The 16,134-nt window shown below is 47.5% G+C and carries 10 protein-coding genes; 9 read left to right on the top strand and 1 reads right to left on the bottom strand.

The window, feature by feature from the left end:
• Window positions 1-39 precede the first annotated feature (39 nt).
• Both QFZ81_RS20400 and cls read left to right on the top strand, forming a co-directional pair.
• A complete protein-coding gene (locus tag QFZ81_RS20400; protein WP_171692658.1) occupies window positions 40-234 on the top strand; it encodes a hypothetical protein in 195 nt (64 codons plus the stop codon).
• Between the two features lie 114 nt (window positions 235-348).
• A complete protein-coding gene (cls, locus tag QFZ81_RS20395; RefSeq protein WP_307441915.1) occupies window positions 349-1,803 on the top strand; it encodes a cardiolipin synthase in 1,455 nt (484 codons plus the stop codon).
• A gap of 91 nt (window positions 1,804-1,894) precedes the next feature.
• Here the strand turns inward: cls and QFZ81_RS20390 are convergent, their stop codons facing one another.
• On the bottom strand, window positions 1,895-2,323 hold the full coding sequence (locus tag QFZ81_RS20390) for a VOC family protein (protein ID WP_307441916.1): 429 nt from the start codon (window positions 2,321-2,323) through the stop codon (window positions 1,895-1,897).
• Between the two features lie 188 nt (window positions 2,324-2,511).
• Here QFZ81_RS20390 and QFZ81_RS20385 point away from each other — a divergent pair, with 188 nt between their 5' ends.
• The 7 genes from QFZ81_RS20385 (at window position 2,512) to QFZ81_RS20355 (ending at window position 15,927) form a co-directional block, all read left to right on the top strand.
• Entirely contained in the window at window positions 2,512-2,811 is a 300-nt protein-coding gene (locus QFZ81_RS20385; RefSeq protein ID WP_307604488.1) for a hypothetical protein, read from the top strand.
• A gap of 487 nt (window positions 2,812-3,298) precedes the next feature.
• Window positions 3,299-7,765: a carboxypeptidase regulatory-like domain-containing protein gene (locus QFZ81_RS20380; RefSeq protein ID WP_307604485.1), complete on the top strand. Its 4,467-nt coding sequence runs from the start codon at window positions 3,299-3,301 to the stop codon at window positions 7,763-7,765.
• A gap of 228 nt (window positions 7,766-7,993) precedes the next feature.
• Entirely contained in the window at window positions 7,994-8,959 is a 966-nt protein-coding gene (locus tag QFZ81_RS20375; protein WP_307606973.1) for an ABC transporter permease, read from the top strand.
• Between the two features lie 13 nt (window positions 8,960-8,972).
• Window positions 8,973-9,848: a carbohydrate ABC transporter permease gene (locus QFZ81_RS20370; protein WP_307441918.1), complete on the top strand. Its 876-nt coding sequence runs from the start codon at window positions 8,973-8,975 to the stop codon at window positions 9,846-9,848.
• A 58-nt stretch (window positions 9,849-9,906) separates the two neighbouring features.
• Window positions 9,907-11,511, top strand: coding sequence for an extracellular solute-binding protein (locus tag QFZ81_RS20365; RefSeq protein ID WP_307604483.1), 1,605 nt, complete (start codon window positions 9,907-9,909; stop codon window positions 11,509-11,511).
• A gap of 70 nt (window positions 11,512-11,581) precedes the next feature.
• Window positions 11,582-13,792 (top strand): helix-turn-helix domain-containing protein, encoded by a 2,211-nt coding sequence (locus tag QFZ81_RS20360; protein WP_307604481.1) that lies wholly within the window; start codon window positions 11,582-11,584, stop codon window positions 13,790-13,792.
• Window positions 13,793-13,833: 41 nt separating this feature from the next.
• On the top strand, window positions 13,834-15,927 hold the full coding sequence (locus tag QFZ81_RS20355; protein WP_307604479.1) for a glycosyl hydrolase 115 family protein: 2,094 nt from the start codon (window positions 13,834-13,836) through the stop codon (window positions 15,925-15,927).
• Window positions 15,928-16,134 lie beyond the last annotated feature (207 nt).

Here is a 16,134-nt window from a genome sequence, read left to right as displayed (position 1 = left end):
TTACCGGGTGAAATTTTTTAGGAGAGGCAGTTGTTCATAATGAGCCGGACTGAGGTATGTTTAACGGATGCAGATATGTACCACTGCATGTTGTTTCAAACACCTGTAGAGGTGTGGTTTGATGGTGAATTGGAAGATGCAGGTTCATTGATTGAAGCTTATTCGGATGATGTCATTAAAGTGGGCGGCGTTTATTATTTGCGAAAACTGTGCCTAATTAAGAAAATAGCATAAAGGATAGCTTGTAAATGACCTCTTATTCACCTTGTGAATAGGGGGTCTTTTCCTAATTTGTCGAAATTCAGGTATAATAGTGAAGAGCTGATATAAATGGTTTGGAGTGGTGTTATGGACTGGCTATCGCATGTACTAACTGTCGTTTTTGTGATCAATATTTTACTCGCCATAACGGTTGTGTTCTTAGAACGCCGAAATGTGGCGGCAACTTGGTCATGGCTCATGGTGCTCTTATTCATTCCGATTCTCGGATTCCTGCTCTACGTGATGCTCGGACAAAATTTGAGCCGCAGAAAGCTTTATAAATGGAACCGCCGTATGCTGGAAAGAGTACAAACCGTCATTTCAGAGCAGCGGGAACAGCTGATCGACGGGACGCTGCCCTATATTGATCCAATGGTAAGTCAATATCGAGATTTGATTTATCTGAATGTCGCAACGAATGATGCGTTCCTCACGCAAGATAATGGCGTACATATTTTCACAGACGGTGTGGCTAAATTCAGTGATTTACTGATGAAAATAGAAGCTGCTGAGTCCCATATACATATGCAGTATTATATCGTTAAGAATGATTCGTTGGGTCAGAAGATCATGGAAGCTCTCACGAGGAAAGCGGAGCAGGGTGTCCATGTTAAATTCTTATATGACGATATTGGCTCAAGGTCCTTGAAGGATTCCTTTTTTCGTGATTTCCTAAAGGCTGGCGGGCAAAAAGCCGCATTTTTCCCATCGCGAATTCCATTTCTTAACTATCGGGTAAATTATCGCAATCATCGTAAATTGGTCATCATTGATGGACAGATTGGCTACATGGGTGGATTCAATGTTGGTAATGAATATCTGGGTTTAGACCCGAGATTTGGGTACTGGCGAGATACACACCTTCGTTTAACTGGAAGCGTTGTTCGCGCTTTGCAGTCTAGATTTATTCTGGATTGGAACTTAGCATCCGTGCAGCAAATGGAAGTTGAACCGGAGTATTTTCCCGATAATACGGAAGCCAATAGCCTGGAACAGGTGCCCATGCAAATTGTGGCAAGTGGACCCAATGAAGCATGGCCGCATTTCGTGTATACATTCCTAAAAATGATTCACATGGCGAAGTGCAGAATCCTCTTGCAGACTCCTTATTTTATCCCTGAAGAAAGTATGTTGAATGCGCTGCGCATTGCTGCTCTATCAGGCATTGACGTTAGAATCATGATCCCTGAGAAAGCAGATCATTTGTTTGTTCATTGGGCTTCTTTGTATTATGTAGGAGAATTGCTGCGAGCTGGAGTGAAATGCTACTTATATGATCAAGGCTTTCTTCATGCGAAAACGATCATCGTCGATGGGCAGGTTGCCTCTGTTGGGACGGCCAACTTCGATATTCGCAGCCTCCGGCTTAATTTCGAGACTAACGCCTTGATGTATCATGCGGAGACGGCGAAGAAGCTGGAAAATACGTTCTGGAAGGATATGGAGGGCTGTATGGAGTTGACGTTAGAGGAATATGATAAGCGTTCCTTACGGATTCGGTTTCTGGAGTCCATATCGAAATTGGTTTCTCCCATATTGTAAGTGAAGGCGTAGCCTATGAAAAAAAAGGATATCCAATCATTTCTTGAGAAAGAAAGATTGAATATCCTTTTTGTATTGTTAAAAAGGTTAATTAATAAACCGATTCACCATTGTCATAGTTAAACTGCCATTGAATGCCGAATTTATCCTCTAGGCTGCCGTAGCATTTGCTCCAGAATGTTTCTTGAAGTTCCATGCCTACTTTGCCGCCTTCTTTCAACTTATGGAAGGCTGACTTCACTTCATCGATATCCTTACTCACTAAGGAAAGGCTAATGTTGTTACCAGCAACGAAAGGCATTCCCGGGAAAACATCGGAGAACATAACTGTACTTCCAGAAATGCTAAGGCGTGCATGCATAACTAAATTTTTGGCTTCCTCAGGAAGAGGAAAGGATGGGTCGGGTGGAGTATCTCCAAAGGTCATGATTTGTGGCTTGTCTAGTCCAAATACTTCTGCGTAATACTCAATGACTTCACGAGTGTTTCCATTAAAATTAAGATATACATCAATAGCCATTAAATTCACTCCTTAGATTAAGTGGTCTATCATTTCCATATTGTAACATTTAGCTGTTCTAAAACCAATATACCTGCGGATGAACAAATATAAAAATTATATGAATGAAATGGTTTGATGTATTCGAAGTTCTAATAGGTTATGGAACAAAGTAGGAAGTAAAAAAAAATTAAAGGAGATGAGATTATTTGACAACTATTTTGATAATGATTATCATAATCAATAGCATTATGCAAAACCGCCATCGTATTACCTTGGCAGGGGACGACAGTCAGGAATCCCAATACTTATGGTTCGGAGAGAAAGCGGAAAATCCGCTTATTTGCCGTTTTCGTCAGGTCAAAATTCCGATGCATGACGACCGGCATATTTTGCTGCGTGAAAAATGCTGTCTGAATTACTGCTTACCCGGCGGTGATCGATACTGCTACACCTGTCCGCTAATTACAGACGAGCGCCGTATCGAGAAATATTTAGCAGCGCATTAGGCAGAGAAAAGCTTACGTATGCTCGCTCAGGAAAACTTAACTGAAAGCAGATTGAGGAGAGAAACTGACGCAAATCGTTCTCTTTTTTTGTGCGTGCTGATACTTAGTTTTAATTAATAATAACTTTATAGTGCCACGGCCTTATCTGCTATGCACACTGTTCAAGAATACCGTTTATTTGCAAAATCACGATATGAAACAGGGGATTACACACACATCGGATTATATGATAAGAATTAAGAAGGGAAACCACATCGCAAGAAGATGTGGTTTTTTCGCAGCATATATCTTTTCTCATGCAAATTATTGTGAAAGATTGTCGATCATTACCGTTCCGAGCGAAAAACGGAATCCGGCTAAGCTGCGGAAATGAGTTTATTGCGGGAGTTTCTCCGCCTCATTATAGTGTATATGTTGAAGGAGTGATGTTAGTCAGCAGTGAAATGACAGCGCATTTAATGAAACAAATACGGAGGAGGAAGATTGAATGAAGTATATGCGCAGCAAGGGAAGAAAGAGTTGGGTCTCGGCCATCGTGACAGCCGTTATGTTACTCGGCATATGGCTCCCCCTGCTTCCGGCTCCTGTCGCTAAGGCGGCTGTGGGTTTAGGAACGACTTATTACGTCGATGCGACCTTAGGTGACGACAGTCATTCCGGAACGAGTGAAGGCGCAGCCTGGAAGACGCTGGAGAAGGTAAATGTCACCGTATTTCAGCCGGGAGATAACGTCCTGCTGAAGGCTGGTGAAAGTTGGGACGGCCAGTTGTGGCCCAAAGGCTCGGGGAGTGCAGGACAGCCGATTGTTATTGACAAATACGGGGCCGGAAGCAAGCCGAAAATTAATGGTAAAGGCTTGATAAATGATGCGGTTCGTCTGTTCAATCAGTCCTACTGGGAAGTTCACAATTTGGATATCTCCAACGCGAAGCCGTCTACCGCCACACCAGGCGAAAATTTGGGCGATTATCGCGGAATTCATGTATCTGGGGATCTGGGCGGAGAGCTTCACTATTTTCGCATCATCGGTGTTGATGTTCATGATGTGACCGGCGAAATCAACTGGATCAGCGGAACACAGCCGAACCTGCCGGAGCCGGGCATCCGCTTTAAAACGGGCTGGGACGGGTCAAAAAAAACAGGCGGAATCGTATTTGATACAACGGTACCGGATCTGTTGAATCCGCCAGGTCAAGCGACGGTGATCAATGACGTCATCATTGAAAACTCAACGATCAAAAATACGTCGTTTGCAGGCATCATTTTTAAACAATATACCGGTGACGATAAAGATGAGAATGGAAACAGTATGGCGACGGCCACCGGTTGGGGGACGAGGGTGAACGCCTCTGATCCTAAATTTACGCCACATACGAATATTGTGATCCGGAATAATTTCATTACCCAGGAGGGTACCGCTTTTGGCTGCAATGGTATGTACTTGACCAATATTCGTGGCGGCGTCGTGGAGAAAAATGTCGTATACCGAACAGGAACCTCAGGGATTGAGGCCTATTATGCGGACGATATTGTCATTCAATACAATGAAGTATATGAAACGCAGCAGAAGGCTGGCGGCGCCGACTCGAACGGAATCGATCCGGACAAAGGCACGACCAACATCCTCATCCAATATAACTATGTCCACGATAACGGCGACGGCATTCTCATCTGCCAATTTGTTTTCGGAAATACGGTAATCCGTTATAACGTTATTAAAAGCAATACCCGTTATCCGATCTATTTGCATTCGGATACGGCCGCCGTTGCGGAGGTGTATAACAATACGATTTACAACGATAAAAGCAATTACTTGATTTATGGCTACGGCAGTTCGCTAAATGCGAAATATCATATACGGAATAACAACATATTTTCAACGCGGTCCAGTGCCACGCTGACGACAAGCAGCACCATTAATTACGAAAATAACAACTACTATGGAGCGTCATTGCAAATTCCAGCGAGCGATACATTGGCGCTTCAGGTGGACCCGAAGTTCGTCAGTACGACTGTAGGCCCTTCCGGAACGGTTGAATCAGGGCCAAGGCTAGACTCGGCGCTAGGATTCCGTTCACAATCGGGCGCCATGACGATCAACTCAGGCCTACCGATGGCTAATCACGGGGGGAAGGATTACACGGGAAATGAGCTATATAACGGACAGTCGGATATTGGAGCTTTCGAGTACTATACATCGGAAGGCTCTCTGACAGAATCCGTGAACGGAAAGGTAAAGGACGGAGCCGGCAAGCCCGTGGCGGGGGCCACCATAACCTTGATGAGCAGCGGAATGACTTATACGGCCTTGAGTGATGCCAAAGGGTACTACTTTATATCCAATCTTCCGTTTGGGAACAATTTAACGCTTACTGCGGAAAAGCATGGTTACAGCGCCGGATCGGCGATTATCTCCATACAACCGCCAAATACGACGACACAAGACTTAATCATAACCTCGGCAAGTCCGTTTGGCGGGCTAATGGGACAAATACTTGATGAACGGGCGAACCCGTTAGTGGCAGCGGCGGTTATCGTCAAGTATGGAACGGAAACGATCGCATCCGGCATATCCGGCAGCGACGGAGTCTTCCAAATCGACCAAGTTCCAATTGGAGAAAATTATACCGTCATCATCTCCAGGACAGACTACCGAAATACGGAACGAAAGAATGTTAGCGTTTCGCCAGCCAGCGTGACTGACCTGAAAAAGCTGCTTGTGGCAAGCAACACGATCGATGTTCTGCACGATCATACGTTTAATCTCCTGGCGACAGGAGCGATGATTCCGGGAGACAGCCTAACCGTAAGCACTAGCGGTGGCAAGGTCGAAGTAGTCGAGCTTCCCAGCGCAGAAGATAAGAGTGTGAAGCTGACACGAACGACAAACAGCGGCAGCACTAGTCTGGCGCAAACCTTTGCCGCTCCGCTGAAAGGGTTCGTGACCATCGAGGCGGATGTCATGCGAAACGATCCTTACGTCTCCGGCAACAACTGGTTTGGCGTGCCGTATGTATACGGCAGCACCAGCAGCACTAGTCCAGGTATCAGTGCTGCTCTCAGTAAAAACAAAATCAGGGCATACAAAGGAACATCCGACACCGAGCTCATGGATTATGCCCTTGGCCGATGGTATAACATCCGGATGGTCGTCAATACCGTCAATCAGACCTTTGATTTGTATATCGACGGGATTCTCAAGTTCGACGATGCTAATTTCCGCCGAGATATGCCGGACATTACCAGAGTTGATTTCTATGCGAACAGCTCCAACTATGGCAGCGTTCATATCGATAACGTACGTATTACTCAAGGTATCGGTTATGCCAAAAATGATGCGTCCTTGGTTACGCTGACGAGCAGCGGAAGCGTATTAAACCGTTTGAACGAAACGGAATTTGCTGTCGAAGTCCCAAGCGCTGTGGAAAGCGTGACGCTCACGCCAACGGCGAGCAGTCCTTTCGCAAGGTCAATCCTGGTCAATGGAATCCCTACGGCCAGCGGAACATCATCGGCTGAGATTCACTTAACTGGTGATCAGACCATCATCCCAGTAGTCGTCACGGCGGAAGACGGAGCGACGAAGCTATCCTATAAAGTCACAGTCAACCGATTTTCGCCTGCAATGGATTCTTCGTTAAAGCAGCTGACTGTCAGTTCCGGCACGTTAACGCCTTCATTTGATAAAGACGTAACCAGTTACTCGGTAAGTGCTGCTTATGAAACGGAATATGTAACCGTCACGCCAACAGCTAGCTACGAGTTTGCGGACATTACCATAAAGGGCCGTTCCGTTAGCAGCGGTCAACCAGCGGCACCGATTGCCATTGCCGAGGGGGATAATGCCATTGAGGTCGTCGTTTTTTCGGCGGACGGGACAGCCATCACCACGTATACCGTGATCGTGAAGCGGGCGTTAAATCCTTACGGCCAGCTGACCGGCATCGTAAAAGATTCGGAGGGTCGCATTCTTTCCGGGGCTGAGGTCGTGCTAAACTCCGGAGACGGCAGTTTGCGCAGTACGACGTCCGATCAGAATGGAATCTATTTGTTTGGCGACGTAATACCGGCGACAAATTATTCGGTTACCGCATCTAAACCGGGTTACGACAGCGCTGCGGTTAGCGGGATAGAGGTAGCCCGCGCTCAATCGACGACAGTAAGCGTCTTGACGCTGGCCAGCCCTCCGCCCGTGCTCACGGTGGATCAAAGCGGCGGTACCATCCGTTCAGCATCGATTGACATTTCCGGTAAGCTGGATCGCCCGGCTGCCGTTACGATCAATGGCATCATCGTTCCTGTAGCGGCAGACCTGAGCTTCACATCTGCGCTTGAGCTGCAGCAGGGAGCTAATCCGATTGTGATCGAGGCGATCGCCGCTTCCGGAAAGAAGGCCGTTCCGATTGTACTGAATTACTTCGTCGATTCGATCGTCCCGGTTGTCAAACTGAATCAAACAAGCGGTACGGTTAGGGAAGCAGTATATGTTCTCTCAGGTGCTGTCAGCGAGCTATCCACCATAAAGCTTAATGGTGTAGAGTTGGTCGTTACGGGTGAATTGAGCTTTGAAACCAACGTCACACTTCATCCCGGAGATAACACATTCGTGATTCAAGCGGTAGACCTTGTCGGAAATACCTCCGAAGTAGTGATCCTTCATCTCGTTCTGGATACAGCCCCACCTGTCATTGTACTAAATATGCCTGGCCCCAAAACGGGCAACCATTATAACATAGATAAGAGCCTACTAACGGTCACTGGCCGGATTAACGAACCGGGAGCCGTCTATGTGAACGGTATGCGCGCTGTGGTTCAGGCAGATCTTACATTTACCGCCAGCGTTCCGCTGAAACCGGGTATGAATCAAATTCAAGTAACAGTTTACGATTTGGCAGGGAATGCAGCAGATCCCGTTGGCTATAACGTAGTTCCCTCGAACGGAAAGCCTGAATAACTATGCTCTTTATGAAGAATGCCCGGATACTTTTTCCGGGCGTTCTTTTTTGCTTGATGCCTCAAAAAAGCCCGTCAGTTCAAGGAAACGGAATGAGGTTAAGCAGCTGAAATGAGTTTATTGCAGGTCTCTACATGCCTCGGTATAGTGTTGTTGACCGACCCGAAAGACAAGGGCAATGGGGACGGAAGCTGCAGCGACCGCCCGAGAAAGACACAGAAGGAAGTGATGCATATGGAGAGGAACCCAGCTCAAACGACAGCCTCGCAGCCAAGTCGGGCGCTGGTTAAACGACGGCGGATATCCGGATTGTTGCAGGATTACCAGCTGTATTTACTGATGCTACTGCCGATTTTGTATTTTATTATCTTTAAATACGTTCCGATGTACGGAGTGGCAATCGCATTCAAAGACTTTAACATTTTTCAAGGCATCCTTGGGAGTGAATGGGTGGGGCTCGATAACTTTCGCCAGCTGTTTGCGATGAGCCAGTTTTATCAGGTCGTCCGCAATACGCTGCTGCTCAATTTACTAGACCTCGCGTTTTCGTTTCCGGCACCGATCATCCTCGCGATTTTACTTAACGAGCTTCGGGTTGCCTGGTTTAAAAAAGCGGCACAAACGATTTTGTACTTGCCGCACTTTATTTCCTGGGTCATTATCGGCGGACTTGTTTATCAGATGTTTTCCAACACGGGCGGACTCGTCAACAACCTGGTCAATTCCCTCGGGTTCGAGTCGATCCCGTTCTTGACAGATAAAAACAACTGGGTGCTCGTCTACCTAGGTACAGGAATTTGGCAAAGTGCTGGCTGGGGTACGATCATTTACCTCGCTGCACTAACCGGAATTAACAAAGAGCTTTATGAAGCGTCAGACGTGGATGGAGCAGGGCGGCTCAAAAAAATATGGCACATTACGCTGCCGGGAATTCGTTCGACCATCGTGGTCATGCTGATCATGCAGCTCGGACATATTATGACCATCGGCTTCGAACGGCCTTTCGTGATGGGCAACCCGCTAGTAATGGATTATGCAGAAGTCATCAGTACGTTTGTTTATAAGGCCGGTCTCCAATCGGCGCAATTCTCGATTGCGACTGCGATGGGCTTGTTCCAAGCGTTAGTTGGACTGGTCTTCGTCATTGGGGCGAACACGATCGCGAAGCGCTTCGGTGAGCAAGGCATATGGTAAGGAGGAAGCCGGCATGACAAAAGGAATATTGCAGCAGAGGGTCACGGATGTCGTCATCATGTTGATCGTAGGAATCGTATTAATCGTATGTCTCGTACCTTTCCTGCATATCGTATCGATCTCATTAAGCTCAAAACAAGCCGTATTATCGAATATAGTCACGATTTTCCCGCGTGGATTCGATCTGGAGGCGTACCGTATCGTTTTTCTGGATGCCGGAATGCTTAGATCGATGGGACTGACGATCATACTCACAGTCACGTTTACTTTAATTAGTATGCTAATGAGCATCTGCGCGGCTTATCCGCTGACGAAAGAGCGGCTAAAGGGAAGAACCTTATTTATGCTGCTGATCGTCTTCACGATGTTTTTCAGCGGGGGATTAATCCCCGAGTATTTCTTGGTGAAAGAGCTTGGACTCCTGAATAGCTTATTGGCTCTCATTGTTCCGGGCATGATTAGCGCGTTCAACCTGATTATTCTGAAAACGTTCTTTTCCACGATTCCGTCTAGCTTGGAGGAATCTGCCTATCTCGACGGTTGCTCGCATATCGGCATTCTGACGCGGATCGTGCTCCCGCTCTCACTTCCGGTACTGGCAACCTTGAGCCTCTTCTATGCAGTTTCCCGCTGGAACGGTTTCATGGATGCACTGTTTTACATCACCGATTCGCAGCTGTATCCGATTCAACTCAAGCTTTACCAAATCGTCATGAACAGCATGGTGACGGATTTGACCGCTCAGGAAGGGTCTTCGCAGACGGAGGTCGTTCCCGAAGGGCTTAAAGCGGCTAGCATCATGTTTGCAACCACGCCGATTTTGATTGTATATCCGTGGCTTCAGAGGTATTTTGTTTCCGGTGTCATGATCGGAGCAGTTAAAGGATGATAGCTGATCTCTTAATTGAGCTATATAATGATAATGATAATGATAAGGGGTGCTTTAAATGAAACAAACAAAAATGAAATGGATCGGTTTATCGGTAGCAGCATGCTTGCTGACCGGATCGTTAGCCGCTTGCTCAAGCCCTGCGAAGGAGAGTGCATCGGGAGGCGCTTCCAGCAGTACCGTGCCTAAGGAAGCAGTGACACTGAAGGTCGAAATGTTCGACCGAGGTAATACGCCTTCCGGCGCCGGGCCTGTGGACAATAACTATTGGACGCAGTGGATTCAGAAAGAATTCGGCGATAAAAACAACATCAAGCTGCAATTCATTCCGGTGCCACGCAATCAGGAGGTCGATAAGCTGAACGTGCTCATGACGACCGGTGATGCTCCTGACATCGTGTTTACGTATGATATGAATACCATTTTCAACTATGTGAAAAGCGGCGGTTTGACTGACCTTGGCAAGCTGGTTGACGAGCATGGACCAAACCTGAAAAAGTTCCTCGGCCAAGAAACGCTCGCCTATGGCGTGTTCAGCAGCAAGCAGTACACCATTCCCGCGAAGCGGACGCTGCAGTTCGCCCATGCCTCGATGATCCGCAAGGATTGGTTGGATAAGTTAGGGCTGCCAGTACCGAAAACGAAGGAAGAATTTTACGCTGCGATGAAAATGTTTAAGGAAAAGGATCCGGGAAAAACCGGAGGCAAGGTCGTGCCTTACGGTTTCGCTGCGATGAACGGAAGCAACTACGTGAGCTCATCTCAATTCTTGGGCTCTTTCATTAAAAAGACGTCGGAGGAGGATTTCTTTGCTTTCAAACCCTCCTGGTCTGATATACTTATGCCAGGTTACAAAGACGGCGTTCAGTTTTTGAACAAAATGAATCAAGAAGGTCTCATTAGTCCTGACTTTGCGCTCGATAAGGATATGAAAAAGTTTGAGGCTGATGTAGCTAATGGATATGTTGGAGCATTTACATCGATTGCCGCGCATCAGAACCTGATGCTGCCCGGCAACGTCTTCGATACAATGAAGAAAAATGTTCCGGGAGCTGAGTATGTCTCAATGGATGCGTTCACGAACGAAGAAGGCAAACGTCCGAAGCAAATTTATGAACCGACCGGACTCCATATGATGATTCCAAAATCAAGCAAGCATGCCGTCGAAGCCATTAAATATTTAGACTGGATGTCCCAAAATGATGTGCTGTTCAAGTTGTCGAACGGGGTTGAAGGCCAGCACTACACGATGGAAAACAGCTTTCCGAAACCAATTACGACGGATGAAGCTAAGAAGACGTTCTACAATAACGCGGATATCGCGATCGTCGTGAACGGTAAGGATTTCAACAGCAAAGAGAAAAATATCGAGGGCGCAGCGCTGACTTATCCGAACTACAAGGAGCTTGCTAAGCAAAATATTATCAATGCACTGATAGATGGTTATACGCTGCCGAGATTCGACCGTCCGATCGACGCGGACATCAAGTACGGCAAAACACTTGAAGCGAAGGCGCAGGAGACAGTCGTTAAAAGTATCTTGGCTAAGCCAGCGGATTTCAATAAAATATTTGACGATGGTGTGGCTGAGTATTTGAAAATTGGCGGACAGCAGGTCGTTGATGAGCGGAAAGCGGCTTACAAGGAAATGAAGAAAAAGTAACAGATGGCAAGTCAAACCCCTAACTAATTCAAGGGGTTTGTCTACATTTTCAAGGGCAGGAGGCGAGACAATGAAAACGAACAATTACAACACGAGGATGCTGCTTTCGTATCTCCCCATCCTGTTCTTGACGATCAGTGCCCTGATTTTCATTTTTTTCGCGATGATGAATGAATTGAACGTCCGCAATGCGATAAAGGCGAACAAGATAACCACTGAATATATGGCTAACATGTTGGATAGCACACTAAAAAGCATTGACGTCGATTCGCGTAAACTGATCCAGACAAGCGTGGAACTGCAGCAATTTCTGGATGGGCCACCGGATCGGATGCTGGATTTCGCCGCTTCCAATGCACTTAGCGGTTTGATGGTCCAGTACAGTTTTATCGATTCGATCTATTTGTATCGGGCAAAGGACCGGAGAGTACTCGATCAAAGCACTCTCCGTCTGATCGAAGAGTTTCCCGACCGCTCGTATGTTCAAAAAGCTTTGGAGCAGCCTATCAACGGCAGCTGGACTTCCCCACGAAGCAAGGAGGGAGAACGCAGCACGGGAGCCGGAGAGAAGGTCGTTTCCTTGGGAAGGAACATTCCATTGGATACAGGAAGCCTCGGATACTTGGTCATTAATGTTCGGGTCAACTCCATTGAAAAATTTATGGATCAGATGGTTGACCGGAAGGTGACGGAAGCACAGTTGTTCGACGCGGGGGGGAAACCGTTTTTTCAAGAGAGTAAAGAATCTTCGGAGGAGCAAGGGCTGCATGCCGGTATCGTTTCGGATTATACGGGCTGGACGTACCGGACGGTCATCAAAGGCGGTAGGCTGTTCAGCATTCTTTTTCAGGGGGGTGTCATGTGGATCATGCTGGGTCTCGGAGCCATCGTGTTCGCCATTGGCTCCATGTTCTATGTGACCCGCCGCAGCTACAAGCCAATTGAAGCGATCATCCATCGGATTAACCGGTTTTCATCGACCGTAAAAGAAAACGAGCTCAGGGAAGATAAGAACGAATTCGCTTTCATCGATCAGGCGATTGAGAAGCTCATCACCAACAATATGGAGTTTCAGGAAAAACAGCAGGAACATCTATTTATTCGTCGACAGCAATTTCTGCAGAGCCTCTTGAGCGGAGATTATGTAGCGGATGGGAAAACGTGGGAGCAGGAAAGGCATCACTTTGGACTCTCGGATGGTCGTTTTATCGTGGCTCTGCTGGAGATCGATCACTATGTTCAATTTGGATTGACATATAATCAGAAGGATCAGTCCTTATTCAAGTTTGTTGTCAGCAGCGTAGCGGTTGAAATCGCTCAGCAAATCAGCCAGCAGGTCATTGTCGAGTGGATCACCAAAAATCAACTCGTGCTTCTGCTCAATTCTGGCAGTGGAAACGATCTCGAGCATCACTTGCTTCAGCTGTCCGAGCAGATCCGCGCTTGGATTGAGTCTCATCTGGACTTTACGGTTACTATCGGCATCGGAACGGCTGTTGAAGAGGTAGCTGGCATCAGCCGTTCTTTTGAGGAGGCGGCGGAGGCGGTAAGTCATAAGGTTACGCTCGGCGTCAATCAGATCATTGATGCGGTAGAAGTCAAGGGAAATACGTCGGGCGAGTGGTTCTTATATTTGCAGTTGATGCAGACCGCCGTTCGTCATCTTCGTATGGGCGAATTGGAGTGGAAAAACGACTTTGAGCAGTTGTTTAGCAACATGGTTGTGCATAGGCTGCAAAAGGACGATGTCGACCGATTGCTCCATTATTTCATTTTTCATTTGGAACGGGAGCTCGAAAGTTGGTTACCTGAAGCAGCGAAGTTTTGGAAGCAAACTGTAAAGCCTGAATTGCTTGAAACGCTCGATAAAAACGACACGTTGGCAGAGTTGGAGGATTGTTTTTGCCTTACGTTTGAGCAATTGACGGACCATCTTCTAGTGGCTGGACAAAATCGCAGGCACAACGTTCTGATGAAGGAGATTCGGGATTACGTAGCTGAGCATTTTACGGATCCTAACCTTTCGCTCACGCTGCTTAGCGACCTGTTTCAAGTCAATCCGAAATATTTAAGCCAATTGTTTAAAGAGGAAATCGGCGAAAATTTCAGTGATTTCGTGATCACGCTGCGAATCAACTACGCCAAAAAGCTGCTGAAGGAAACAAACGAGACCGTGCAGGATATATCTGAGAAAACAGGCTATGCCAATGCCATTTCGTTTAGCCGTATCTTTAAAAAGATGGTTGGGATCTCGCCGGGGCAATACCGGGAGCCATCCTGATGCCGCAAAGCGGAACGACGAAGGAAAGGATGTTATGAAAAGTGGAGGAAAGCAAAGAAAGTCAATTGCGGCTCAGCAGGGAAATCCGCATTCGTGTTTCTGAGTCGCTAAGTTTATCGGTGGAGCACGCGCTGCGTATCCTACTGAGAGATTGGTCCAATGTTATGCAGGCGTTTCCATCTTTGACAACGCAGGCGGAGGAGGCTGTGGACCTCGTCATCCGTTATGCTAGAGCGGAAGATGGCTGGGAGAACCGACCCGAAGCTTATGGCTTTCGGTTCCGTGGCGCCGATTGTCAGCAGACACATATGGAGATCATTGGAGTCGACGATCTGGGACTTATTTACGGCATTCTGGAGTTTAGCAGGCGATATTTAGGCATCGACCCGTTTTGGTTTTGGGCGGATCAGCCGATCAACAAGCTGCCCGAGCTTATTATCCCCATTGAGGATTACAATTCGCCTTTGCCTGTGATCAGATTCCGGGGCTGGTTCGTCAATGATGAGGTAAACCTCATCGGATGGAAGGAGCCGTATCCGCCTTCCCGTGAGGTGTGGGAGCCTGTTTTCGAGGCGCTGCTTCGCTGCGGGGGCAACATGGTCATTCCAGGAACGGATTTACCGAAGAGCGGCGTTCATGCCGAAGTTGCCGCTGAGATGGGCTTGTGGGTGACGCATCACCATGCCGAGCCGCTAGGGGCGGAGATGTTCCTGCGCGCGTATCCCGGACGGATCGCCAGTTACCAGCAGGAGCCAGAGCTGTTCGAAGCATTATGGCAGCAGGCGATCGATAAGCAAAAGGATAAAAACATCGTCTGGGTACTTTCATTCCGTGGGCAGGGCGACAGGCCGTTCTGGGAAAACGATCCTTCGTTTGATACGTCGGAAAAGCGCGGAGCGATGATCAGCAGGGTTGTCCAAAGGCAATACGATATGATCGGCGCTTCGGTAGAACGGCCGGTCTGTTGCGTGGCACTGTATGGGGAAATAGCGGAGCTATATAAAGGCGGCTATATTGACCTGCCGGAAGATGTGATCAAAATATGGGCGGATAACGGCTATGGCAAAATGGTTTCACGAAGACATGGCAGTATCAATCTCAGGGTGCCAGCGCTGCCTGAGCCGAGGGATACTGGAAAGCACGGCATCTATTATCACGTCACGTTTCATGACCTGCAGGCATCGAATCACCTGACGATGTTCCCAGGTTCGGCATCATTTATGAAGGAAGAAGTGGAGCAAGCGATCAAGGCTGGAGCAAACGAATATGTTCTGCTTAACTGTGGCAACATCCGTCCACATGTCTATATGTTGGATTTGATTCGAGAGCTGTGGTCAAAGGGGATGGTAGATACCCGTAAGCATTTGAATGAATTTGTCTGCAGGTATTTTCCCTCCCATCATGAGGAAATCGCTGAGCTGTACCGCTCGTATACGGAAGCAGCCATTCCATACGGCCCTCACGGGGATGATTTGGCGGGGGACGAGTTCTACCATCATCCTGCTAGGAAAATCGTCGGGCACTGGCTTCAGGGGAAGGGGCAGCAATCCCATCGAGGCTTAGTTTGGGCTACAGGAGAGGTACCATTTATCCAGCAGGTCTCTTTCTTTAAGAAGTGCTGCGAAGAGGGACTGGAAGGCTGGAATCAATGGCTGCACCGATGCGACGAGCTCTTGTCCAAGCTGAACAATGCGGAGGACCGACAGCGTGTCATCGATCAGCTTCGCTTTCACGGAATTCTGAACCGCACAGGCTGCGAGGGCTTCCTCTGGTTGTGCCGTGCGTACGAGGCGTACGTTGAGGGGCAGTATCCGCAGGCGTTTGTATATGCGTCACAGTCCATGTGGTGCTATCAAGAGGGAATTCAGGCGCTGCGGGAATCGGAGCAGGGCAAATGGGAAAACTTTTACAAGGCCGATTGGCTGACCAACATCGAGAGTACGGTCCAAAATGTGGACACGTTAAGACGGTTTCTTCGGATGCATGGAGATAGTCCGGACTTTTTCTTATGGTATAAGGAATTCCTCATGCCTGAAACGGAAAAACATATTTATTTGGAAAATACGCACCGTAATCCGCTCTCAGACGACGAACTGGCCGCCAAATTAAAGCGAAAATTTAGCGAATCATTTTAGGTGATTTTTCTTAGTTAATGGCAGCCCTATAATGGGCTGCCAATTATTTTTAGGTCGGTTGAAGCAAGTGTACGGGCAGGGACTCCAAACTCGAAGTCATCCAGCTTTTTTTTGTTTATGGGAAAAGTTAAGAATTAATATAAAAAGAACTGAAATAAACCTACTCCAATCAAAGAGGTGTATGGTAGAATATTCCCAATCCTGGTT

The organism is Paenibacillus sp. V4I9, from assembly GCF_030817295.1.
In the GTDB taxonomy this organism is placed as follows: domain Bacteria; phylum Bacillota; class Bacilli; order Paenibacillales; family NBRC-103111; genus Paenibacillus_E.
This window is presented reverse-complemented; position numbering and strand designations above follow the sequence as displayed.

Bases quoted from the DNA above. Each gene is read 5' to 3' on its own strand.
- QFZ81_RS20365 (WP_307604483.1), top strand. From the start codon at position 9,907: ATGAAACAAACAAAAATGAAATGGATCGGTTTATCGGTAGCAGCATGC.
- QFZ81_RS20380 (WP_307604485.1), top strand. From the start codon at position 3,299: ATGAAGTATATGCGCAGCAAGGGAAGAAAGAGTTGGGTCTCGGCCATC.
- QFZ81_RS20390 (WP_307441916.1), bottom strand. From the start codon at position 2,323: ATGGCTATTGATGTATATCTTAATTTTAATGGAAACACTCGTGAAGTC.
- QFZ81_RS20375 (WP_307606973.1), top strand. From the start codon at position 7,994: ATGCATATGGAGAGGAACCCAGCTCAAACGACAGCCTCGCAGCCAAGT.
- QFZ81_RS20400 (WP_171692658.1), top strand. From the start codon at position 40: ATGAGCCGGACTGAGGTATGTTTAACGGATGCAGATATGTACCACTGC.
- QFZ81_RS20360 (WP_307604481.1), top strand. From the start codon at position 11,582: ATGAAAACGAACAATTACAACACGAGGATGCTGCTTTCGTATCTCCCC.
- QFZ81_RS20370 (WP_307441918.1), top strand. From the start codon at position 8,973: ATGACAAAAGGAATATTGCAGCAGAGGGTCACGGATGTCGTCATCATG.
- cls (WP_307441915.1), top strand. From the start codon at position 349: ATGGACTGGCTATCGCATGTACTAACTGTCGTTTTTGTGATCAATATT.